Genomic DNA, 21,973 nt, shown 5'->3' with positions numbered 1-21,973 from the left:
GCGGCCGGACGGTGGCGGGGGCCGCGGCACGGGCCCATGACTAAGGAGTCCGGACAATGGAGCGTCCCTTCCCCACTGTTGCCGTGGTCGGCCTGGGCACCATGGGTGCCGGGGTGGCCGTGGCCCTCGCGCGCAGCGGGCGTCGGGTGATCGGCGTGGAGGCCGGTCCGACGCAGGCGCTGCGGGCGCTGGGCCGGATCGAGGCGTCCACCGCGCGGGCGGTGGAGCGCGGGCGGCTGTCGGCCGACGAGCGGGCGGCGCTGCTGGCGCTGATCGAGGTCGGTGACGACCTGAACGCCGCGGCCCGCGCCGACCTGGTGGTCGAGGAGGTCCCCGAGGACCTGGAGCTCAAGCGGTCGCTGTTCGCCGAGCTGGACCGGATCTGCCCGCCGGAGACGGTGCTGGCGACCGGCACCACGGCGCTGAGCGTGACCCGGATCGCGGCGGCCACCGCCCGTCCGGAGCGGGTGCTGGGCGTGCACTTCTTCAACCCGGTGCACAGCATGCGCCTGGTGGAGGTGGTCCGCACCGTGCTGACTTCGGCTCAGGCGGCCGAGCAGGTGGCCGAGTTGGCCCGGAGCCTGGACAAGGAGCCGGTGGCGGCGGGCGACCGGGCCGGGTTCATCGCCAACGGCCTGCTGTTCGCGTACCTGAACCAGGCGGCGGCGATGTTCGAGTCCCGGTACGCGACCCGGGAGGACATCGACGCGGCGATGCGGCTGGGCTGCGGCCTGCCGATGGGCCCGCTGGCGCTGCTGGACCTGATCGGGATCGACACCGCCCGCACCGTGCTGGAGGCGATGTACGCGCAGTCCAAGGACCGGCTGCACGCGCCGGCGCCGATCCTGGGCCAGCTGGTCGCGGCGGGCCTGCTGGGCCGCAAGTCGGGCCGGGGCTTCTACACCTACGAGGCGCCGGGCTCCTCGAAGGCCGTCCCGGAGCAGCAGGAGGACGCGGGGCCGCGGGCGGCCGGGCGCGAGGTGCGCGGCATCGGCGTGTGCGGCAGCGGGACGATGGCGACCGGCATCGTGGAGGTGTTCGCCAAGGCGGGCTTCCCGGTGCTGCTGGCGGCCCGCAGCCAGGAGAAGGCGGAACGGGCGAAGGCCCAGCTGGCGAAGTCGCTGGAGCGTTCGGTGGCCAAGGGCCGGCTGACCGGGGAGGCCCGGGACGCGGCGCTGGCGCTGGTCACCCCGACCGGCTCGTACCGGGACCTGGCGGACGCCGACCTGGTGGTGGAGGCGGTGGCGGAGGACCTGGCGGTCAAGCGGGAGCTGTTCGGCACCCTGGACGAGATCGTCAAGCCGGGCGCGGTGCTCGCCACGACGACGTCGAGCCTGCCGGTGATCTCCTGCGCCACGGCCACCTCGCGGCCGCGCGACGTGGTCGGGATGCACTTCTTCAACCCGGCGCCGGCCATGAAGCTGGTCGAGGTGGTCTCCACGGTGCTGACCGCCGAGGACGTCACGGCGACCGTGCTGGAGCTGTGCGCGAAGGTGCGCAAGCACCCGGTGGAGTGCGGCGACCGGGCCGGGTTCATCGTGAACGCGCTGCTGTTCCCGTACCTGAACGACGCGGTGCGGATGCTGCAGGAGCACTACGCGACGGTGGACGACATCGACACCGCGATGAAGCTGGGCTGCGGCTACCCGATGGGCCCGTTCGAGCTGCTGGACGTGGTGGGCCTGGACGTGTCGCTGACCATCGAGCAGGTGCTGCACCAGGAGTTCCGGGAGCCGGGCCTGGCGGCGGCGCCGCTGCTGGAGCACCTGGTGGCGGCGGGCTGCCTGGGGCGCAAGACGGGGCGTGGTTTCCGCGACCACGCACGGCGATGACCGGCCGCCCGGTACCCGCCCCGCAGGGCCGTCCGTCGCCCGCCGGGGGCGTCAACCCGCTTGCGGCGAAGCCTCCTTGGGGTACCGGCGCGGTCTCCTCGCGGTGGCCCCGGCCCGCCGTGGCGCCGCCGGTAGCGCCGGTGCGCCGGGGCAGGCCGGCCGGGGCCGCACCGGGTGCGTGTAGCGTTCCGAACATGGATCGCCAGACCTCGACTCCCCAGCAGCAGCCGCCGGCCGCCGGGCCCGATCAGTCGCGCGCGGGGGCGGAGTCCGGACCGGGCAGCCGCCGGGCCGCCGCCCAGCGGCTGCAGATGCGCCAGGACCTCACCGCCGCGGCGATGGAGCTGTTCGCCACCCAGGGGTACGAGGAGACGACGGTCGACCAGATCGCGGCCGCGGCCGGGGTCGCCCGGCGGACCTTCTTCCGGTACTTCCGGTCGAAGGAGGAGGCGATCTTCCCGGACCACGACGACACCCTGGTGCGGGTGGCGGACCTGCTGGCCAGCGCCGACGCCGAGGAGCACCCGCTGGACGTGGTGTGCCGCGGCATCAAGGAGGTGCTGCGGATGTACGCCTCCACGCCGGAGATGTCGGTGGCCCGCTACCAGCTGATCCGGCAGGTCCCGGCGCTGCGCGAGCGCGAGATCGCGGTGGTCTCCCGCTACGAGCGGCTGTTCACCCGCTACCTGCTGGGCCGGTTCGACGCGGCCGAGCAGACCCCGCCGGGCTGGCAGCGCGGCGGGGACGACGACTCGATGCTGGCCGAGGTGTCGGCGGCGGCGGTGGTCGCGGCGCACAACCACGTGCTGCGGCGCTGGCTGCGGGCCGGCGGCCACGGCGACGTGGAGGCGCAGCTGGACCACTCCTTCGGGGTGATCCGGGGGACGTTCTGGCCGACCCCGCCGAGCGGGGCGCGCCGCCGCGGCACCACGCTGGCACCCGGTGCCATTGGTGACGGAGTGCCATCGGAGGAGCCTGCAGCGGTGAGCGCACTGAGTGCCAGTCCGAGTGGTGAGGTACTGATCACAGTGGCCCGGACGGATGCGCCGCTGGAGCTGGTGGTGGATTCCATCAGAGCCGCCCTGGCGAGCGGAAATCCGGTGTAATCCAGGCCGTTTCCGCAGATCACAGGCAGATTCGAAGGCCCGCTCCCGGTTTCGGGAGCGGGCCTTCGGCGTCCCCGGGGCCGCCCCGGCACGGCGTGTCCTGGCTCACGTCACGACTTGGCACCGCGTGTCTTTACGAGTGGCACAGGGTGCCACTACCTTGTTCCCCACCGGCTGCGGCGCCGCGGCTCCCCACCTCGGCGCGCCGTCCGCCGGCGCCCCCTACCGAGGGGGCGAGACCAGCAGCACCCACGCGACGCCACCCAGTCCGTCGCACCGCAGTACCCACCCTCAGACCCTCAGCGAAGCCGGTGTCCGCTCCCGGCTCCCCCAGACGCCCTGTGTCCCTCGCACAGGTACGCCTTCGGAGGCAGCCATGCAGGAAATTCTCGACGCGATCCTCAGCGGCAACGCCACGTCCGCGGACTACGCCGCCCTGGCGCTGCCCGACTCCTACCGGGCCGTGACGCTCCACAAGGACGAGGAGCAGATGTTCGCGGGCCTGGCCAGCCGGGACAAGGACCCGCGCAAGTCGCTCCACCTGGACGACGTGCCGCTGCCCGAACTCGGCCCGGGCGAGGCCCTGGTGGCCGTGATGGCCAGCTCGGTCAACTACAACACCGTGTGGAGCTCGATCTTCGAGCCGGTCTCCACCTTCGGCTTCCTGGAGCGCTACGGCCGCCTGTCGCCGCTGACGAACCGTCACGACCTGCCGTACCACGTCCTCGGTTCCGACCTGGCGGGCGTGGTGCTGCGCACCGGCGCCGGCGTCAACGCCTGGAAGCCCGGCGACGAGGTCGTCGCGCACTGCCTGTCGGTCGAGCTGGAGTCCCCGGACGGCCACAACGACACGATGATGGACCCGGAGCAGCGGATCTGGGGGTTCGAGACCAACTTCGGCGGCCTGGCCCAGATCGCCCTGGTCAAGACCAACCAGCTGCTGCCCAAGCCCAAGCACCTGACCTGGGAGGAGGCCGCCTCCCCGGGCCTGGTCAACTCCACCGCCTACCGGCAGCTGGTCTCGCGCAACGGCGCCGGCATGAAGCAGGGCGACAACGTGCTGATCTGGGGCGCCAGCGGCGGCCTCGGCTCGTACGCCACCCAGTACGCGCTGGCCGGCGGCGCCACCCCGATCTGCGTGGTCTCCAGCCCGCAGAAGGCCGACATCTGCCGGGCGATGGGCGCCGAGGCGATCATCGACCGCTCGGCCGAGGGCTACCGGTTCTGGAAGGACGAGAACAACCAGGACCCGCGCGAGTGGAAGCGCCTGGGCTCGAAGATCCGCGAGTTCACCGGGGGCGAGGACGTGGACATCGTCTTCGAGCACCCGGGCCGGGAGACCTTCGGCGCGTCGGTCTACGTCACCCGCAAGGGCGGCACCATCGTCACCTGCGCCTCCACCTCCGGCTACATGCACCAGTACGACAACCGCTACCTGTGGATGTCGCTCAAGCGGATCGTCGGCTCGCACTTCGCCAACTACCGCGAGGCGTTCGAGGCCAACCGGCTGGTCGCCAAGGGGAAGATCCACCCGACCCTGTCGAAGGTCTACTCGCTGGAGGAGACCGGCCAGGCGGCGCTGGACGTGCACCACAACAAGCACCAGGGCAAGGTCGGCGTGCTCTGCCTGGCCCCGCAGGAGGGCCTGGGCGTGCGCGACGCGGAGCTGCGCGAGCAGCACATCGACAAGATCAACGCCTTCAGGAACGTCTGATGGCCGCTCAGAAACGCGACCGCCCCTGGTTGATGCGCACCTACGCCGGGCACTCCACCGCGAGCGACTCCAACGCGCTGTACCGGCGCAACCTCGCCAAGGGGCAGACCGGCCTGTCGGTGGCCTTCGACCTGCCGACCCAGACCGGCTACGACTCGGACCACGTCCTCGCCCGCGGCGAGGTCGGCCGGGTCGGCGTGCCGGTCGGGCACCTGGGCGACATGCGGACCCTGTTCGACGGGATCCCGCTGGAGCGCACCAACACCTCGATGACCATCAACGCCACCGCGATGTGGCTGCTGGCGCTCTACCAGGTGGTCGCCGAGGAGCAGGGCGCGGACGTCGCCAAGCTCACCGGCACCACCCAGAACGACATCGTCAAGGAGTACCTGTCGCGCGGGACGCACGTCTTCCCGCCCGGCCCCTCGGTGCGGCTGATCACCGACATGATCGCCTACACGGTGGCGCACATCCCGAAGTGGAACCCGATCAACATCTGCAGCTACCACCTGCAGGAGGCCGGGGCGACGCCCGTCCAGGAGATCGCCTACTCGATGTGCACCGCGATCGCCGTGCTGGACGCCGTCCGCGACTCCGGGCAGGTCCCGGCCGAGCGGATGGGCGAGGTGGTCGGCCGGATCTCCTTCTTCGTGAACGCGGGCGTCCGCTTCGTCGAGGAGATGTGCAAGATGCGGGCCTTCAACCGGCTCTGGGAGAAGGTCACCCGCGAGCGGTACGGCATCGAGGACGCCAAGCAGCGCCGGTTCCGCTACGGCGTGCAGGTCAACTCGCTGGGCCTGACCGAGGCGCAGCCGGAGAACAACGTCCAGCGGATCGTGCTGGAGATGCTGGCCGTCACGCTCTCCAAGGACGCCCGCGCCCGCGCCGTCCAACTCCCGGCCTGGAACGAGGCGTTGGGCCTGCCGCGGCCGTGGGACCAGCAGTGGTCGCTGCGGATCCAGCAGGTGCTGGCGTACGAGTCGGACCTGCTGGAGTACGGCGACCTGTTCGACGGCTCGCACGTGGTCGAGGCGAAGACCGCCGAGCTGCTGGCCGGCGCCGAGGCGGAGATCGCCAAGGTGCTGGGGATGGGCGGGGTGATCCCGGCCGTCGAGTCCGGCTACCTGAAGTCCGAGCTGGTCGCCTCGCACGCCGAGCGGCGGGCTCGGATCGAGGCCGGCCAGGACAAGATCATCGGCGTCAACTGCTTCGACAGCACCGAGGACAGCCCGCTCACCGCGGACCTGGACACCGCCATCATGGTGGTCGACCCGGCCTCCGAGCGCTCGGTGCTGGCCAACCTGGACGCCTGGCGCGGCAGCCGCGACGAGGCCGCCGTGCAGGGTGCGCTGGCCCGCCTGAAGGAGGTGGCCGCCACCGACGAGAACCTGATGGAGGCCACCCTGGCCTGCGCCCGGGCCGGCGCCACCACCGGCGAGTGGTCGTTCGCGCTGCGCGAGGTGTTCGGCGAGTACCGCGCGCCCACCGGCGTCGGCGGCGCCCCGGTCGCGGTCGCGGCCGAGCCGGGCGGCGAACTCGCCGCCGTGCGCGCGGCGGTGGCCGCCACCGCCGCCGAGCTCGGCACCGGCAAGCTGCGCCTGCTGGTCGGCAAGCCCGGCCTGGACGGGCACTCCAACGGCGCCGAGCAGATCGCCGTCCGGGCCCGCGACGCCGGGTTCGAGGTGGTCTACCAAGGCATCCGGCTGACGCCCGAGCAGATCGTCTCGGCGGCCGTCGCCGAGGACGTGCACTGCGTGGGCCTGTCCATCCTCTCCGGGGCGCACCCGGAGCTTGTGCCCGACGTCATACAGCGGTTGGGCCGGGCCGGGGTGGAGGATGTGCCGGTGATCGTGGGCGGCATCATCCCGGCAGCCGACGCGGAGGTCCTGCGGGCCGCCGGGGTGGCCGCCGTGTTCACGCCCAAGGACTTCGGCATCACCACCATCATCGGCCGGATCGTGGACGAGATCCGGCTGGCCAACAGGCTCCAGCCGTGGGCCGCGGCCACCGCCGCGACCAGCTGACCCGGAAGGAACACCCTCAATGACCGTGAACCGCCTCCGTCCGCGCCGTTCCTGCCTGGCCGTGCCGGGCAGCAACCCGCGCTTCCTGGAGAAGGCCCAGGGCCTGCCCGCCGACCAGGTCTTCCTCGACCTGGAGGACGCCTGCGCCCCGCTGGTCAAGGAGAGCGCCCGGCACCACATCGTGGACGCCCTCAACAACGGCGACTGGGGCGGCAAGACCCGGGTCGTCCGGGTCAACGACTGGACCACGCACTGGACCTACCGCGACGTGATCACCGTCGTCGAGGGCGCCGGCCAGAACCTGGACTGCATCATGCTGCCCAAGGTGCAGGACGCCCAGCAGGTGATCGCGCTGGACCTGCTGCTCACCCAGATCGAGAAGACGGTGGGCCTGGAGGTCGGCAAGATCGGCATCGAGGCGCAGATCGAGAACGCCAAGGGCCTGATCAACGTCGACGCGATCGCCGCCGCCTCGCCCCGGCTGGAGACCATCATCTTCGGCCCGGCCGACTTCATGGCGTCCATCAACATGAAGTCCCTGGTGGTCGGCGAGCAGCCGCCCGGCTACGGCGCCGACGCCTACCACTACATCCTGATGCGCATCCTGATGGCCGCCCGCGCCAACGACCTCCAGGCGATCGACGGCCCCTACCTGCAGATCCGCAACCAGGAGGGCTACCGCGAGGTGGCCCGCCGCTCGGCCGCGCTCGGCTTCGACGGCAAGTGGGTGCTGCACCCGGACCAGGTCGGCGCCGCGAACGAGATCTACTCGCCCGCGCAGGAGGACTACGACCACGCCGAGCTGATCCTGGACGCCTACGACTGGTGCACCTCGGAGGCCGGCGGCGCCAAGGGCTCGGCGATGCTCGGCGACGAGATGATCGACGAGGCCAGCCGCAAGATGGCCCTGGTCATCGCGGGCAAGGGCCGGGCCGCGGGCATGGAGCGCACCACCAAGTTCGAGATCCCGGGAGCCTGAGCCATGCAGTTCGGACGCACCTACGAGGAGTTCGAGGTCGGCGCGGTCTACAAGCACTGGCCCGGCAAGACCGTCACCGAGTACGACGACCACCTGTTCTGCCTGCTCACCATGAACCACCACCCGCTGCACATGGACGCCAACTACGCGACCACCACCGTGCAGGGCAAGAACGTCGTGGTCGGCAACTACGTCTACTCGCTGCTGCTCGGCATGTCCGTCCCGGACGTGTCCGGCAAGGCGATCGCCAACCTGGAGATCGAGTCGCTGCGGCACGTCGCGCCGACCTTCCACGGCGACACGCTGTACGGCGAGACCGAAGTTCTCGACAAGCGCATGACATCGAAGCCGGATCGCGGCATCGTGTACGTCGAGACCAAGGGCTACAAGCAGGACGGCACCGTCGTCTGCACCTTCCGCCGCAAGGTGATGGTGCCGACGGAGGCGTACGTGAAGGAGCGCGGGGGCGAGCAGCCCGGCCGCCCCGAACCGCTCGCCTGACAGCCCTCAGAGCCCCGGACGGGCGGGCCGCCGTCATCGGCCTTCGCCCCTACCCGGTTCCCGGGGGCTCCGCGGCAGCCACGCGCCGCGGAGCCCCCCAACCCCCACCCTCATCTTCACGAGCATTCACGGAGCCGCACGATGGGACGCCTCGCACAGACCGACGGCCTCACCGAGATCCAGCGGGACATCCTCGCCACCGTGCGGGAGTTCGTCGACAAGGAGATCATCCCGGTCGCCACCGAACTCGAGCACCGGGACGAGTACCCGACCGCGATCGTCGAGGGCATGAAGCAGCTCGGCCTGTTCGGGCTGACCATCCCCGAGGAGTACGGCGGCCTCGGCGAGTCGCTGCTCACCTACGCCCTGGTGGTGGAGGAGATCGCCCGCGGCTGGATGTCGGTCTCCGGCATCGTGAACACCCACTTCATCGTGGCGCACATGATCAGCGCGCACGGCACCCCGGAGCAGAAGGAGTACTTCCTGCCGAGGATGGCGGCCGGCGAGCTGCGCGGCGCCTTCTCGATGTCCGAGCCGGGCCTGGGCTCCGACGTGTCGGCGATCTCCACCAAGGGCGTCAGGGACGGGGAGTTCTACGTCCTGAACGGCCAGAAGATGTGGCTGACCAACGGCGGCACCTCCAGCGTCGTCGCGGTGCTGTGCAAGACCGACGAGGGCGGCAGCACCCCGTACAAGAACATGACCACCTTCCTGATCGAGAAGACCCCGGGCTTCGGGCCGAACGAGACGGTTCCCGGCCTGACCGTGCCCGGCAAGATCGAGAAGATGGGCTACAAGGGCGTCGACACCACCGAGTTGGTGCTGCAGGACGTCCGGATCCCGGCCGACCGGATCCTCGGCGGCGTCCCCGGCAAGGGCTTCTACCAGATGATGGACGGCGTCGAGGTCGGCCGGGTCAACGTGGCCGCCCGCGGCTGCGGGGTGGCCCGCCGGGCGTTCGAGCTGGGCATCGCCTACGCGCAGCAGCGCACCACCTTCGGCAAGAAGATCGCCGAGCACCAGGCGATCCAGTTCAAGCTCGCCGAGATGGCCACCAAGGTCGAGGCCGCGCACCAGATGATGGTGATGGCCGCCCGCAAGAAGGACAGCGGCCAGCGCAACGACCTGGAGGCCGGCATGGCCAAGTACCTGGCCTCCGAGTACTGCAAGGAGGTCGTCGAGGACTCCTTCCGGATCCACGGCGGCTACGGCTTCTCCAAGGAGTACGAGATCGAGCGGCTCTACCGGGAGGCCCCGATGCTGCTGATCGGTGAAGGTACGGCGGAGATCCAGAAGATGATCGTGGGACGCCGACTGCTGGAGGAGTACCGGCTCGCCGACTGAAGACCCTCTCCCCGCACGGACGGTGGGCGTGCGGCCCGCCGTCCGTCGCCCGCCGCGTCCGGCCCCCGGCCTGGTCAGCCGACCCCGGGCCGGACCGGCGCCCGAGGCGACCCACCGGCGCGTTTCCCCAGGTGCGCGCCGGTGGGTCGCCTCCGCACACCGCGTGTCACGCCGCCGTCACTGAGACGTGAATCACCCGTGACCCGGGACCTCTTGGGGAACCGCCTCCGCTCCGGTTACGGTCGTATGCATAGCAGGTGCCCGACTCCGCAGGCAGGCGTAGTTCGACTAGCAGGCGGCTTGCCCAGATACGGGCAGGTCCCGATAGCATCCACCCGGACAGCAGCCGTCCACACAACTCGATCCCCGCGGTGGCCCCCAGTCCAGGGGCCATTCAGTGTCCCCGCGCGGGGCCGCGACTAAAGGTCCTCGATGCCCATCAGCCCGTCCCCTCACACCTCCGCCCAGGGTCCCGGACCCGAGGGTCGGCGTCCCCGCGTGACCATCGCGCGCGGTGCCACCCCCTGGTTCGTTCCCACGCTGGCCACCGCCGCCGTGACGACCGCCCTCACCCGGCGTTCCGGCAAGTGGGCCCTGGCGGCCGTGCCCGCCTGCGCCCTGAGCGCTGGCATGCTGTGGTTCTTCCGCGACCCCGAGCGCGAGATCGGCGCCGGCCGAGTCATCTCCCCGGCCGACGGCGTGGTCCAGTCCATCGACGAGTGGCCGGACGGGCGCACCCGCGTCGCCATCTTCATGAGCCCGCTCAACGTCCACGTCAACCGCGCGCCGCTGCCCGGCACCGTGACGTCCGTCGAGCACGTCGCCGGTGGGTTCGTCCCGGCGTTCAACAAGGACAGCGACCGCAACGAGCGCGTCGTGTGGCACTTCGACACCGAGCTCGGCGACATCGAGATGGTGCAGATCGCGGGTGCCGTGGCCCGCCGCATCGTCCCCTACGTGGACGCCGGCACCAAGGTCGAGCAGGGCGAGCGGGTCGGTCTGATCCGCTTCGGCTCCCGCGTCGACACCTACCTGCCGGCGGGCGTCGAGGTCGGCGTCACGGTCGGCCAGAAGACCACCGCCGGGGTGACTCGCCTTGACCGTGACTGATCCGGAAACCCTCATCGAGCTCGACGACGAAGAGTCGACCGAGCTCCGCCGCCGCCGCTGGGCCCGGGACCGCGAGCTGCGCGCCCCCCGCTCCCCCCAGCACCTGTCCACCGCCGACTTCCTGACCCTGGGCAACGCCGTCTGCGGCTTCCTGGCGATCTACTCGATCACCACCGGGATCCTCATGCCGCACCTCACCGACGAGTCGGCCGCCCCGGTCAAGCACAGCGCCGCCACCGCGGTGACGCTGCTGCTGATCGGCTCCATGTGCGACCTCTTCGACGGCCTGGTGGCGCGCAAGCTGCGCTCCTCCGCGCTCGGCGCCGAGCTCGACAACCTGGCCGACCTGATCAGCTTCGGCATCGCGCCGGCCTACTTCGTCGCGGTGTGGGGCCTGGTCTCCCCCGGCAGCAACCAGCAGCTCTCCGCGTTCATCGCGCTGACCGTGCTGCTGGCCGTGGTGCTGCGGCTGGCCCGCTTCTCGGCCGTGAAGATGCGGCCGGGGATCTTCCAGGGCATGCCCTGCCCGATGGGCGCGATGACCGTGCTGGCCATCGTGCTGCTCGACCCGCCGTTCATCCCGGGCCTGCTGATGATCCTCGGCGTGGCCTACCTGATGGTCAGCCGGATCGAGTACCCCAAGCCGCAGGGCCTGCTGGCCACCGCGACGCTCGCCTGGATCGTCGTCTCCATCGGCTGCCTCGCCTCCTGGGCGGCGGGCCTGCCCGGCGGCGACACCCTGATGCACATCGGCGCGGTCGCCCAGATCGCGCTGGCCGCGATGGCTCCGCTGCTGGTCATCCGCCGCAAGGTCGGCGAGAAGGTCGGCGTGGTGCGGGCGCGTCGCGCGGAGAACCGGGGCTGACCCGAACCGAGACGCAACGCGAAGAAGCCGCCCTCCCGGAGATTCTCCGGGAGGGCGGCTTCTTCGTGTGCGGGCGCGGGCTCAGGCGCCGCCGTTGTGGACGGAGAAGGCGCTGCGGCGGGCGGCGCGGGCGACCGCCGGGTCGGGGTGGACGGAGGCGACGGCGGTCAGCACGCTGGCGGCGCGCGGGTGGCCGGACTGGCGGGCGCGGTGGAACAACCGGACCGGCTCGCCGGCCGAGGCGCCCTCGACGTGGCCGACCAGCAGGGCGGTCTCGCCGTGGTCGAGCACGGCGGCGGCGGTGTCCACCCACAGCCAGGCGGCGTCCTCGGCGCCCAGCACGTCGGCCGGGGACACCCCGTCCTCGTCCAGCTGTTCGGCCAGCCAGAGCAGCGCGTAGGGGCGCAGGACGGGCTCGTCGACGGCGGCCCGCACGCCCTGCTCGGCGGTGGAGCCGGCCACCACCCGCAGCGCCTCGAAGGCCAGGCCGCGGACGAGCGCGTCCTCGCCGCGGGCGGCTTCGAGGAGTTCGGCGACGGCGCGGTCGGCGGGGCGGGCGGCGACCCAGGCCCGGAACTCGGCGCGGGCCGGGCCGGGGCTGTAGTCGGCGCAGGCGCCGAGCAGTTCGGCGGCGCTCTGCTCGATGTGGCCGGCGGCGGTCTGCGCGACGGTGCAGATCTCCTCCAGCTTGGCCCGGACCGCCCAGTGGCCGAGCGGGGAGAGCTCGGCGGCCTCGTCGCGGCGGCCGAGCGCGCCGACGGCGGCCAGGCCGTCGAGCATCCAGTCGAGGACGGCGGCGACGTCGGCGGGCGAGTGCGGGGTGTCGATCTGCGGTTCGCGGCAGGTGCCGCGGACGGCGGAGACGGCGAACGCGGCGTGCGGGACGGGCGACAGCGGGAAGGTGCCGGAGCTGGGGCCGAGGCGGCGCTCGTCGAGGCCGCGGCGGAGCAGTTCGAGCAGTTCGCTGTCGACCACCGGGCCGTCCACCAGGTGCAGGAAGGACAGCAGCTGGGGGGCCTGGTCGACGGCCTGTCCGGCCAGCTGGGCGAAGACGCCGCGCAGGGCGGCGGGCGGGACGGGGGCGAGCAGCGTCCAGGCGTCGAACAGCGCGGACCAGCCGCGGATCACCGCCTCGTCGTCGTGCTCCCAGGCGTGCAGCCGCCAGCCGGGCCCGGCGCCGCCGTCGCGGAGCTCGACCAGGCCGACCAGCAGGGCCTGGCCCCAGGCGTTGGCGGCGGCGCCGACGGTCATGGCGAGGGCGCGCCCGGCGGCGCGGGCGTCCTCGGGCAGGAGTTCGCCGCGCTTGTCGACCTCGGAGAGCTCGCCGGCCCAGCGGGCCACCCGGACCGCGTCGGCGAGCATCCGGCGGGCCAGCGGGGCGAGCTCGGAGGGGGCCGGGAAGCCGTCCGGGACGGGCACCCGGCCGCGCCCCGGCTTCGCGGGGACCCGGCGGCGGTTGGCGGCGGCGGGGGGAGTGCCCTCCACACGACCGACGGCCGCCGTTCCGGGCAGACGGGTCACCGTCGCACCGGTGCGGTGGGGCGGGTGCGGGGCATCACGGTCGCGCGGGTTCCGAGACGTCACGCCGTGCAGTCTTCCCCTTGTACGGGCCTTCTGTCACATCGACTGCCGAGCTGTCTCGGCCCGATGTCCGAACGGATCGAACGGCGGGGGGACGAGTCGTCGCGAAACGGGAGGAATCACTCCGCTTTTCGACGTGGACATGGCGAATAAGGTGACCACTCCGTGACGGAGACGCGGTGCGCCGGGTTCCGGTTCCCGCTCCGGCCCGGCGCCGGGCCCTCCGCCGGATCAGAGCAGCGGGGTGAGGAAGCGGCGCAGCGCCTCGGTGTACCCGTCCGGGTCGGCGTTCCACAGCGCGGCGTGCTCGGCGTGCGGCACCGGGTGCAGGCTGACCAGGTCGTCGCGGCCGTCGGCGAGGCGCTGCGCGGCGCTCCACGGGGCGACCGGGTCGTCGGGGCTGTGCAGCAGCAGCGCCGGCGAGGGCAGGTCGGCGCCGGAGGCGATCCGGGCGAAGTCGGCGAGGTCGACGCCGGTGCGGCCCCGGGCGGCGAGCGTGCCGAGTTCGCCGAGGGCCGGGGAGGACCAGGTCCGGGTGGTGCCCCGGCGGACCGTCTCGGACCAGTCGAGCACCGGGGAGTCCAGCACCAGCCCGGCGATCCGGTCGCGCCAGGTGGAGCGGGCGGCGGTGTGCAGGGCGATGGTCGCGCCGACCGACCAGCCGTACAGCACCACCTGGCCCGCGCCCTGGGCCAGCGCGTACCGGACGGCGACGTCGACGTCCTCCCACTCGGTCTCGCCGAAGTGGCCCAGGCCGTCCGGCGAGGCCGGTGCGTCCGCGTCGCCGCGGTAGCTGACGGTCAGGGTGGGCAGCCGCAGCGCGTGCAGCAGCGGCAGCACCGGCAGGGCCTGTTCGCGGTCGGCGCCCGGGCCGTGCACCAGGAGCACCCAGGTGCCGCGGATGCCCGCGGTGCGCCAGGCCGGCAGGTTGCCGAGGTCGCCGGCCACCGCGACGTCCGCGTAGTCCAGCCCGAGCGCGGTGCGCGGGTCGCCGAACAGCACCCGCGGGGTGACCCGGACCTCGGTGCCGACCGCGAGGGTGCCGCCGTCGGCCCGCTCCAGCCGCCGGGTGACCCGGCCGCCGCCGCTGCCGAGCACCTCGCCGACCACGGCGTGGCCGTCCTCGCCCCACTCCAGCGCGTAGTGCCCGCGGCGCAGGGTGTCCGGCGTCGCGGTCAGCACCACCCGGCCCGGTCCGAGGTCGTGCACCTCGACCGGGGCGGGCGCGAACACGACCTGCGCGGAGCCGGGGCGCACCACCCGGTCCGAGACTCTCCGGCCGAGCAGCAGGAAGGCCGCCGCTCCGGTTCCTGCGGCGGCGGCTGCGACGACGGCTGCGGTTCCCCAACGCATGGCGGTCTCCCGGGTGCTGGCGGTCCTGTGCTCCCAGTGCACCTGCCCGGAGGGCGGACGGCGAATCGGGGCGGCGCTGCGGGTGACCGGCCGGGGCGGCGGCGCGGGGCGGTCAGGGCGTCCCGTCGGCCTCGGCCTCGGCGAGCAGGTGCCAGAAGCGGGCGGTGGGGTCGGGGCGGGTCGGGGCGGGGGCGGCGCCCCAGGAGGTGGGGGTGTGGTGCTCGGACTGGAGGGCGGCGAGGACGTGTTCGAGGACGGCGGGGGCGACCGGGACCAGGCGGGCGACGGGGTGGAGCTGGGCCTGCCAGCGGCCCTGGACGACCTGGCGGAGGCGGGCGTCGAGGTCGGCGGTGCGGCCGGTGAGGCGGATCAGGGTGGGCAGGTCGAGGGCGAGGACCCGGGCGAGCAGGCGGGTCTGGTCCTCGTTGCCGGTCCAGCGTCCGGTGGTCTCGGCCTGCCGGTAGGTGGTGGGGGTGAGGCCGAGCAGGCGGGCGGCCTGGTCCTGGGTGAGCTCGCGGGCGATCCGGTGGTCGCGCAGGGTGGCCGGGGCGGTGCCCATCAGCCGGGCGGGCGGGCACCACAGGGTGCGGGCGAGGGCGGTCAACTGCTCCTCGGTGGGCGGGAGCAGGCCGTCCTCCCAGCCGAGGACGTGCCCGGGCAGCAGCCGCACGCCGTGGGCGGCCAGCCCGTCCGCGACCTGCTCGACCGTCAGGCCGAGCGCGGTGCGGTGGGCGCGGGCGGCGGCCGGGGAGAACGGCACCGGCGCGGGGGCCGGCGGCTGTCTGCGTCGCATGCCTGCCGACGCTAGGCGCGGGGGGCGGTCGGGCCACAGCCGCGGATGGCACGAAACGGGGGCGCGGCCGGGGCGGGGCGGTTGGGCGAACCGACGACCGGGGCGGGCGGGTCAGGCGCGGTCGTGGAGGGTGATGTGGTAGCCGTCGGGGTCGGCGAAGGTGAAGGTCCGGCCGAAGGGGCCGTCGACCGGTGCGGAGACGATGGGGTGGCCGTCGGCGGCGAGGGCGTCGTGGACGGCCTGGACGTCGGTGGCGTGCAACCAGAGCGCGGTGCCGAGGCCGGGCCGGGCGGCGGAGTCGAGGTCGGTGCCGGGGACGAGGTCGCGGAGGGCGAACGCGATCGGCCGGGTGGTGAAGACGACGGCGTGCGGGGGGCCGGCCGGCGAGCGGACCAGGCCGAGGTAGTGCCGGTAGAACGCCTGCGCGGCGTCGAGGTCGCGGACCTGCAGCGAGATGAAGTCGGGGCCGGTGACGGGCATGGCGGTGTTCCTCTCCTCTGTGTCAGATTCCTGACACGGATCAACGTATGTCAGACTTCTGACATGAGTCAAAGCGGCGGCGGCATCGATCTGGACACCTCACTGGGCTACCTGCTGAAGGAGGCTTCGAGCGTCCTGCGCTCGGCCATGGAGGAGGTGCTGCGGCCGCTCGGCATGACCGTGACGCACTACTCCTGCCTCGAACTGCTGGCCCAGCGGCCGGGCATGTCGAACTCCGAACTGGCGCGCGGCGCGTTCGTGACCCGGCAGTCGATGAACGTGCTGCTCCAGCACCTGGAACGGGAGGGGCACGTGGTCAGGCCCGCGGCGGCGCCGGTCGGGAAGGCCCTGCCGGCCCGGCTCACGCCCCGCGGGCGGCGGAGCCTGGAGAAGGCGAGCGCGGCGGTCCGCTCGGTGGAGGTCAGGATGCTGGCCGGGATGACCGCGGCCGAGCAGGCGGACGCGCTCCGGAGCCTGCGGAGCATGATCCACTCCCTGCGCGGGGGAAGTGCCGACGGCTGAGCCGGCGGCGCCGATCGGGTCCTCGACTGCCGCTGGGACAAGGCCGGTTGAGGATGCGGCGGCGACGGGAGGGAGGAGACCGGCTGCGGGGCGACGGCCGTGGACGACGGCGAGCGCGGCGGATCACCACGCCGGTGCACGGCGTCCGGTCCCGGGAGGCGGTGGCCTGGCAGAACACCGCGTACAACCAGCCGTCTCACCCGGGCTTCTTCTCTCGGCGACGGCGTGCCGACCGCGCCGCGGCCCGCCGTGCACCCGCCCTGACCTGGCACCTTGCCCCGCGGTGGCCCCGGTGGCCGCATGTGACCAACCACTCCACCCGCTCGGTTGACTGCCCCGAACCGGGCGTGGTGGGATCTTCGGGCCAAACGGAGGCAAGCAGAGGAAGCCGGTGCGAGTCCGGCGCGGTCCCGCCACTGTGACCGGACCACCCCGCGCGGGGGTGACCGGAAGTCAGGAGACTCTGGCCCCCGTTCCGTCGATCCAGGGCGCGGACCCTGAGTGAGGACACGACGCCATGGGGGCTGCCCCGTACCTGGTGGGCGCGGCCGCGGGATACCTCGCGGACGCCCGGCTCGGAGACCCCCGGCGCGGACACCCCGTCGCCCTGTTCGGCACCGCCGCGGCCCGGCTGGAGCGCCGCCTGTGGCGCGACCACCGCGGGGCCGGGGCGCTGCACACCGCGCTCGCCGTCGGCGCGGTCGCGGCCGGGGCGGCGCTGGCCGTCCGGGCCGCCCGGCGCTCCCCCGTCGCCACCGGGGCGCTGGCCGCCGGGGCCGCCTTCACCGTGCTGGGCGGGACGTCGCTGACCCGGGAGGCCACCGCGATCGGGCGTTCGCTGGCGGACGGCGACCTGGCCGCCGCGCGCGAGCGGCTGCCGCACCTGTGCGGGCGCGACCCCTCGGGCCTGGACGAGCAGCAGGTGGCCCGGGCGGTGGTCGAGTCGGTCGCCGAGAACACCGCCGACGCGGTGGTCAACGCCCTGGTGTGGGGCGGCGTCGCAGGCGTGCCGGGGCTGCTGGCGTTCCGGGCCGTCAACACGCTGGACGCCATGGTCGGGCACAAGTCGGCCCGCTACCGGCGCTTCGGCTGGGCCGCGGCCCGGCTCGACGACGTCGCCGGGTGGCCGGGGGCGCGGCTGACCGCGCTGCTGGCCGTCGCCGCGTCCGGCGCGCCCGGGCGGGCCTGGCGGGTCTGGCGGCGGGACGGCTCCGCGCACCCGAGCCCCAACGCGGGCCAGGCGGAGGCCGCGTTCGCGGGGGCGCTGGGCGTGCGGCTGGGCGGCACCCTGCGGTACGGCGAGCGGGTCGAGCACCGGCCGGTGCTGGGCGCGGGCCTGCCGCCGGTCGGCCCGGCCGACATCGAACGGGCCTGCCGCCTCTCGCGCCGGGTCGGCGCGCTCGCGCTGGCGGCCACGCTGGCCCTGCGGGCGCTGGGCGGACGGCGACGCAGGTGACCCCGCCGCGGTGCGGGCTGATGGTGCAACTGACAGTGATGGCACGGGACTTCGGCATGCCGCCGTCCGCCGCGTGCGGTTCCGCGAGCCCCGGTCGGGGCGTCTCGAAAGGAGTTCGCCGGTGAACGGCGCGCTGCTGGTGGCCGGTACGACCTCGGACGCCGGGAAGAGTGTGGTGACGGCGGGGATCTGCCGCTGGCTGGCCCGGCAGGGGGTGCGGGTGGCGCCGTTCAAGGCGCAGAACATGTCGCTGAACTCGTTCGTGACGGTCGACGGGGCGGAGATCGGGCGGGCGCAGGCGATGCAGGCGCAGGCCGCCGGGGTGGCGCCGGAGGCGGCGATGAACCCGGTGCTGCTGAAGCCGGGCGCGGACGGGCGCAGCCAGGTGGTGCTGCTGGGGCGGGCGGTCGCGGAGGTCGGGGCGCTGGACTACCGGGAGCGCAAACCGGTGCTGCTGGAGCGGGCGCTGGAGTGCCTGGCGGACCTGCGCTCGCGCTTCGACGTGGTGGTGTGCGAGGGCGCGGGCTCCCCGGCGGAGATCAACCTGCGGGACCGGGACATCGCCAACATGGGCCTGGCTTCGGCGGCCCGGCTGCCGGTCGTGGTGGTCGGGGACATCGACCGCGGCGGGGTGTTCGCGTCGATGTTCGGGACGCTGGCGCTGCTGTCGCCGGACGACCAGGCGCTGATCGCCGGCTGGTTCGTCAACAAGTTCCGCGGTGACGCCCGGCTGCTGGCGCCGGGCCTGGAGATGCTGCGGCAGCTGACGGGGCGTCCGGTGCTGGGGACGTTCCCGATGCTGCCGGGCCTGTGGCTGGACGCGGAGGACTCGCTCGGCCTGGCGTCGGTGGCGTCCCGCCCGGCGGCGGGCGGGCCGGCGGGCGCTCAGGTGCTGCGGGTCGCGGTGGTGCGTTTCCCCCGGCTGTCGAACTTCACCGACGTGGACGCGCTGGCCCAGGAGCCGGGCGTGCTGGTGCGCTGGGCGACCCGCCCCGAGGAGCTGGCGGACGCCGACCTGGTGGTGCTGCCCGGCACCCGGGCCACCGTCGCGGACCTGGCCTGGCTGCGCGCGCAGGGCCTGGCCGGGCCGCTGGCGGCCCGGGTCGCGGCGGGGCTGCCGGTGCTGGGGGTGTGCGGCGGCTACCAGATGCTGGGGCGGGAGATCGTCGACGCGGTGGAGTCGAAGTCGTCCGGCCCGGTGGCCGGCCTGGGGCTGCTGCCGACCCGGGTGGTGTTCGGCGCGGACAAGGTGCTGGCCCGGCCGTCGGGGGTGGCGCTGGGCGAGCCGGTGGAGGGCTACGAGATCCACCACGGCGTGGTGGCGGTCGAGGGCGGCGAGGTGTTCGTCGCGGACGCCGCCGGGCGGGCGCTGGACGGCTGCCGGAGCGGCTCGGTGTGGGGCACCACCTGGCACGGGCTGCTGGAGAACGACGCGTTCCGCCGGGCGTTCCTGGCCGAGGTGGCCCGGGCCGCCGGGCGCTCCTTCGTCCCGGCGCCGGACACCTCGTTCGCCGCCGCTCGCGAGCGGCAGCTCGACGCACTGGGCGACCTGGTGGCCGAGCACGCCGACACCGACGCGCTGTGGAAGCTGATCGAGAACGGGGCACCGGCGGGTCTGCCGTTCGTGCCGCCCGGGGCCCCGGCCCCGCTGGAGAGGGGAAGTGCCAAGTGACCGAGGCCCGTTATCCGTTCACGGCGATCGTGGGCATGGACGACCTGCGGCTGGGGCTGCTGCTGAACGCGGTCTCGCCGGCCGTGGGCGGGGTGCTGGTGCGGGGCGAGAAGGGGACCGCGAAGTCGACGATGGTGCGGGCCCTGGCGGGGCTGCTGCCGTCGATCGGGGTCGTGGCGGGCTGCCGGTTCGCCTGCGACCCGGCGGCGGTGGACCCGCAGTGCCCGGACGGGCCGCACCGGGGCGCGGACCGGGGCGAACGGCCCGCGTTCCTGGTGGAGTTGCCGGTCGGCGTGTCCGAGGACCGGGTGGTCGGCTCGCTGGACCTGGAGCGGGCCCTCGCCGAGGGCGTGAAAGCGTACGAGCCGGGGCTGCTGGCGAAGGCGCACCGCGGGGTGCTGTACATCGACGAGGTGAACCTGCTGCAGGACCACCTGGTGGACCTGCTGCTGGACGCGGCCGCGATGGGGCGCTCGTACGTGGAGCGCGAGGGCGTGTCGGTGCGGCACGCGGCCCGGTTCCTGCTGGTCGGGACGATGAACCCGGAGGAGGGCGAGCTGCGGCCGCAGCTGCTGGACCGGTTCGGGCTGACGGTGGAGATCGCGGCGACCCGGGACGCGGACGAGCGCGCCGAGGTGGTGCGCCGGCGGCTCGCGTACGACGCCGACCCGGCCGCCTTCGCGGCGCGCTGGGACGGGCCGGAACGGGAGCTGGCCGAACGGATCACCGCCGCACGGGAGTTGCTGCCGGACGTCGAGCTCTCCGACCTGGCGCTGCGTCAGATCACCGCGGTGTGCGCGGCGTTCGAGGTGGACGGCCTGCGCGCGGACATCGTGATGGCGCGCACGGCGGTGGCGCTGGCCGCCTGGGCGGGGCGCACCGAGGTGCTGGAGGAGGACGTCCGGACGGCGGCCCGGCTGGCGCTGCCGCACCGGCGGCGGCGCAACCCGTTCGACGCGCCCGGGCTGGACGAGGAGCAGCTGGACCGGACGCTGGCCGAGCACCAGCAGCCGGAGGAGCCGGACGGGCCGGAGGACGACGGCCCGGGCGACGGCGGTCCTGACGGTGGTGGCCCGGACAATGGCGGTGGCGGTGCGCCGGAACCTGATGAGCCCAACTCGCCTTCCGCGGAGGCAAGTTCGGACGATTCCACCGTCCTGCCGCAGCAACGCCCGGGCGGCGGGCGGGAGTCGGCGCCGGTGGCGGCCGACCAGCCGTACCGCACCCGGCTGTTCAAGGTGGACGGCACCGGCCGGGGTGCGCAGGGCCGGCGCTCCCCCGCCGAGACGGACGCCGGGCACACCATCCGGGCCCGCCGTCCGCAGGGGCGGCTGTCCCGGCTGCACCTGAGCGCGACGCTGCGCGCGGCCGCGCCGCACCAGGCGGCGCGCGGGCGGGCCGGGCGGGCGCTGGTGCTGCGCCGGGACGACCTGCGCGAGCAGGTGCGCCGGGGCCGGGAGTCGAACCTGGTGCTGTTCGTGGTGGACGCCTCGGGGTCGATGGCGGCCCGGCAGCGGATGACGGCGGTCAAGGGCGCGGTGCTGTCCCTGCTGATGGACGCCTACCAGCGGCGCGACAAGATCGGCCTGGTGACCTTCCGCGGCACGGGCGCGGAGCTGGCGCTGCCGCCGACCTCCTCGGTGGAGGTGGGTGCGGCCCGGCTGGAGCAGCTGCCGACCGGCGGCCGGACGCCGCTGGAGGCGGGCCTGCTGCGGGCGCATGAGGTGCTGCGGGTGGAGCGGCTGCGCGACCCGGACCGGCGCCCGCTGCTGGTGGTGGTGACCGACGGCCGGGCCACCGGCGGCAAGGACGCGCTGCCGCGGGCCCGCCGGGCGGCCGGCCTGCTGGCCGCGCAGGGCGTGGCCGCGGTGGTGCTGGACTGCGAGTCGGGCCCCGTCCGGCTGGGCCTGGCACGGGAGTTGGCCGCGCACCTGAACGGTGACGCGGTGAGCCTGGACGAGCTGCGGGCCGAGGGTGTGGCCTCGCTGGTGCGGGAAGCACGGACGACGACGATGACGCGAAAGGCGGCGTGAGCAGCATGCCCAAGGGAGTGGCGGAGAACGTCCCGGACGACGGCCTGACGACGCGTCAGCGCCGGACCCAGCCGATCACGGCGGTGCACACCGGGCCGGGCAAGGGGAAGTCGACGGCGGCGTTCGGGATGGCGCTGCGGGCCTGGAACCAGGGCTGGCCGATCGGGGTGTTCCAGTTCGTCAAGTCGGCGAAGTGGAAGGTCGGCGAGGAGAACGCGCTGCGGGTGCTCGGCGAGTCCGGGCAGGGCGGCACGGTGGCCTGGCACAAGATGGGCTCGGGCTGGTCCTGGGTGCAGCGCGACATCGAGTCCTCGGAGGAGGCGGCCCGGGAGGGCTGGGAGCAGGTCAAGCGGGACCTGGCGGCCGAGACGTACCGGTTCTACGTGCTGGACGAGTTCACCTACCCGCTGCACTGGGGGTGGATCGACGTGGCCGAGGTGGTCGAGGTGCTGCGGGAGCGGCCGGGCAGCCAGCACGTGGTGGTGACGGGCCGGTACGCGCCCGAGCCGCTGCTCGAACTGGCCGACCTGGTCACCGAGATGACCAAGGTGAAGCATCCGATGGACGCGGGCCGCAAGGGCCAGCGCGGCATTGAGTGGTAGCGGGTT

The 21,973-nt window shown here is 73.7% G+C and carries 18 protein-coding genes, 1 pseudogene and 1 riboswitch; of the genes and pseudogenes, 15 read left to right on the top strand and 4 right to left on the bottom strand.

Going from position 1 to position 21,973, the window contains the following annotated elements; genetic code table 11:
• The first annotated feature begins 56 nt into the window (after positions 1 to 56).
• The 9 genes from OU787_RS24510 (at position 57) to OU787_RS24470 (ending at position 11,475) form a co-directional block, all read left to right on the top strand.
• On the top strand, positions 57 to 1,832 hold the full coding sequence (locus OU787_RS24510; protein ID WP_030459333.1) for a 3-hydroxyacyl-CoA dehydrogenase family protein: 1,776 nt from the start codon (positions 57 to 59) through the stop codon (positions 1,830 to 1,832).
• 194 nt (positions 1,833 to 2,026) lie between these two features.
• Positions 2,027 to 2,938 (top strand): TetR family transcriptional regulator, encoded by a 912-nt coding sequence (locus OU787_RS24505; protein WP_030459332.1) that lies wholly within the window; start codon positions 2,027 to 2,029, stop codon positions 2,936 to 2,938.
• 376 nt (positions 2,939 to 3,314) lie between these two features.
• Complete coding sequence (gene ccrA, locus OU787_RS24500) at positions 3,315 to 4,652, top strand: crotonyl-CoA carboxylase/reductase (RefSeq protein WP_268660538.1); 1,338 nt, start codon at positions 3,315 to 3,317, stop codon at positions 4,650 to 4,652.
• Positions 4,652 to 6,676 (top strand): protein meaA, encoded by a 2,025-nt coding sequence (locus OU787_RS24495; RefSeq protein ID WP_268660537.1) that lies wholly within the window; start codon positions 4,652 to 4,654, stop codon positions 6,674 to 6,676. Before ccrA ends, OU787_RS24495 begins: the two co-directional genes overlap by 1 nt.
• 19 nt (positions 6,677 to 6,695) lie before the next feature.
• Positions 6,696 to 7,655 carry an HpcH/HpaI aldolase/citrate lyase family protein gene (locus OU787_RS24490; RefSeq protein ID WP_030459329.1) on the top strand — a complete coding sequence of 320 codons (960 nt, stop codon included), beginning with the start codon at positions 6,696 to 6,698 and terminating at the stop codon, positions 7,653 to 7,655.
• 3 nt (positions 7,656 to 7,658) lie between these two features.
• Positions 7,659 to 8,156, top strand: a complete 498-nt coding sequence (locus OU787_RS24485; RefSeq protein ID WP_030459328.1) for a MaoC family dehydratase — start codon at positions 7,659 to 7,661, stop codon at positions 8,154 to 8,156.
• 141 nt (positions 8,157 to 8,297) lie between these two features.
• A complete protein-coding gene (locus OU787_RS24480) occupies positions 8,298 to 9,500 on the top strand; it encodes an acyl-CoA dehydrogenase family protein (protein WP_268660536.1) in 1,203 nt (400 codons plus the stop codon).
• Positions 9,501 to 9,932: 432 nt separating this feature from the next.
• Positions 9,933 to 10,610, top strand: coding sequence for a phosphatidylserine decarboxylase (locus tag OU787_RS24475; RefSeq protein ID WP_030459326.1), 678 nt, complete (start codon positions 9,933 to 9,935; stop codon positions 10,608 to 10,610).
• Complete coding sequence (locus OU787_RS24470) at positions 10,597 to 11,475, top strand: CDP-alcohol phosphatidyltransferase family protein (RefSeq protein ID WP_369794935.1); 879 nt, start codon at positions 10,597 to 10,599, stop codon at positions 11,473 to 11,475. The genes OU787_RS24475 and OU787_RS24470 overlap by 14 nt, the downstream gene beginning before the upstream one ends.
• A gap of 81 nt (positions 11,476 to 11,556) precedes the next feature.
• On the opposite strand, the gene OU787_RS24465 is transcribed toward OU787_RS24470, so the two are convergent.
• From OU787_RS24465 to OU787_RS24450, 4 genes are all read right to left on the bottom strand, one after another.
• Positions 11,557 to 12,837: a hypothetical protein gene (locus OU787_RS24465; protein WP_442788647.1), complete on the bottom strand. Its 1,281-nt coding sequence runs from the start codon at positions 12,835 to 12,837 to the stop codon at positions 11,557 to 11,559.
• Between the two features lie 450 nt (positions 12,838 to 13,287).
• Entirely contained in the window at positions 13,288 to 14,409 is a 1,122-nt protein-coding gene (locus tag OU787_RS24460) for an alpha/beta hydrolase family protein (protein WP_268660534.1), read from the bottom strand.
• Between the two features lie 112 nt (positions 14,410 to 14,521).
• Entirely contained in the window at positions 14,522 to 15,202 is a 681-nt protein-coding gene (locus tag OU787_RS24455; protein WP_268660533.1) for a helix-turn-helix domain-containing protein, read from the bottom strand.
• Positions 15,203 to 15,313: 111 nt separating this feature from the next.
• Entirely contained in the window at positions 15,314 to 15,682 is a 369-nt protein-coding gene (locus tag OU787_RS24450; RefSeq protein ID WP_268660532.1) for a VOC family protein, read from the bottom strand.
• Positions 15,683 to 15,745: 63 nt separating this feature from the next.
• Here OU787_RS24450 and OU787_RS24445 point away from each other — a divergent pair, with 63 nt between their 5' ends.
• From OU787_RS24445 to cobO, 6 genes and pseudogenes are all read left to right on the top strand, one after another.
• The gene (locus tag OU787_RS24445; RefSeq protein ID WP_030459320.1) at positions 15,746 to 16,204 is read left to right on the top strand and encodes a MarR family winged helix-turn-helix transcriptional regulator; all 459 of its coding nucleotides are present in this window, start codon (positions 15,746 to 15,748) and stop codon (positions 16,202 to 16,204) included.
• Between the two features lie 53 nt (positions 16,205 to 16,257).
• A pseudogene (locus tag OU787_RS34875) lies at positions 16,258 to 16,368 on the top strand (hypothetical protein); the annotation flags it as partial.
• Positions 16,369 to 16,559: 191 nt separating this feature from the next.
• A riboswitch (cobalamin riboswitch) is annotated at positions 16,560 to 16,690 on the top strand.
• Between the two features lie 31 nt (positions 16,691 to 16,721).
• Complete coding sequence (locus OU787_RS24440) at positions 16,722 to 17,660, top strand: cobalamin biosynthesis protein (protein ID WP_268660531.1); 939 nt, start codon at positions 16,722 to 16,724, stop codon at positions 17,658 to 17,660.
• A gap of 121 nt (positions 17,661 to 17,781) precedes the next feature.
• Positions 17,782 to 19,332 carry a cobyric acid synthase gene (locus OU787_RS24435; RefSeq protein WP_268660530.1) on the top strand — a complete coding sequence of 517 codons (1,551 nt, stop codon included), beginning with the start codon at positions 17,782 to 17,784 and terminating at the stop codon, positions 19,330 to 19,332.
• Between the two features lie 35 nt (positions 19,333 to 19,367).
• Entirely contained in the window at positions 19,368 to 21,365 is a 1,998-nt protein-coding gene (locus tag OU787_RS24430) for a putative cobaltochelatase (protein WP_268661918.1), read from the top strand.
• A gap of 5 nt (positions 21,366 to 21,370) precedes the next feature.
• Positions 21,371 to 21,967, top strand: coding sequence for a cob(I)yrinic acid a,c-diamide adenosyltransferase (gene cobO / locus OU787_RS24425; RefSeq protein WP_268660529.1), 597 nt, complete (start codon positions 21,371 to 21,373; stop codon positions 21,965 to 21,967).
• Positions 21,968 to 21,973: the final 6 nt, after the last annotated feature.

The sequence above is a fragment of the Kitasatospora sp. YST-16 genome (assembly GCF_026802215.1).
Taxonomy (GTDB): domain Bacteria; phylum Actinomycetota; class Actinomycetes; order Streptomycetales; family Streptomycetaceae; genus Kitasatospora; species Kitasatospora cineracea.
This window is presented reverse-complemented; position numbering and strand designations above follow the sequence as displayed.

Excerpts from the sequence above, each read along its gene's own strand:
- OU787_RS24480 (WP_268660536.1), top strand. The coding sequence starts at position 8,298 with ATGGGACGCCTCGCACAGACCGACGGCCTCACCGAGATCCAGCGGGAC.
- OU787_RS24490 (WP_030459329.1), top strand. The coding sequence starts at position 6,696 with ATGACCGTGAACCGCCTCCGTCCGCGCCGTTCCTGCCTGGCCGTGCCG.
- OU787_RS24455 (WP_268660533.1), bottom strand. The coding sequence starts at position 15,202 with ATGCGACGCAGACAGCCGCCGGCCCCCGCGCCGGTGCCGTTCTCCCCG.
- OU787_RS24475 (WP_030459326.1), top strand. The coding sequence starts at position 9,933 with ATGCCCATCAGCCCGTCCCCTCACACCTCCGCCCAGGGTCCCGGACCC.
- OU787_RS24485 (WP_030459328.1), top strand. The coding sequence starts at position 7,659 with ATGCAGTTCGGACGCACCTACGAGGAGTTCGAGGTCGGCGCGGTCTAC.
- ccrA (WP_268660538.1), top strand. The coding sequence starts at position 3,315 with ATGCAGGAAATTCTCGACGCGATCCTCAGCGGCAACGCCACGTCCGCG.
- OU787_RS24465 (WP_442788647.1), bottom strand. The coding sequence starts at position 12,837 with ATGCTCGCCGACGCGGTCCGGGTGGCCCGCTGGGCCGGCGAGCTCTCC.
- OU787_RS24505 (WP_030459332.1), top strand. The coding sequence starts at position 2,027 with ATGGATCGCCAGACCTCGACTCCCCAGCAGCAGCCGCCGGCCGCCGGG.
- OU787_RS24445 (WP_030459320.1), top strand. The coding sequence starts at position 15,746 with ATGAGTCAAAGCGGCGGCGGCATCGATCTGGACACCTCACTGGGCTAC.
- OU787_RS24430 (WP_268661918.1), top strand. The coding sequence starts at position 19,368 with ATGGACGACCTGCGGCTGGGGCTGCTGCTGAACGCGGTCTCGCCGGCC.
- OU787_RS24495 (WP_268660537.1), top strand. The coding sequence starts at position 4,652 with ATGGCCGCTCAGAAACGCGACCGCCCCTGGTTGATGCGCACCTACGCC.
- cobO (WP_268660529.1), top strand. The coding sequence starts at position 21,371 with ATGCCCAAGGGAGTGGCGGAGAACGTCCCGGACGACGGCCTGACGACG.
- OU787_RS24450 (WP_268660532.1), bottom strand. The coding sequence starts at position 15,682 with ATGCCCGTCACCGGCCCCGACTTCATCTCGCTGCAGGTCCGCGACCTC.
- OU787_RS24460 (WP_268660534.1), bottom strand. The coding sequence starts at position 14,409 with ATGCGTTGGGGAACCGCAGCCGTCGTCGCAGCCGCCGCCGCAGGAACC.
- OU787_RS24510 (WP_030459333.1), top strand. The coding sequence starts at position 57 with ATGGAGCGTCCCTTCCCCACTGTTGCCGTGGTCGGCCTGGGCACCATG.
- OU787_RS24440 (WP_268660531.1), top strand. The coding sequence starts at position 16,722 with ATGGGGGCTGCCCCGTACCTGGTGGGCGCGGCCGCGGGATACCTCGCG.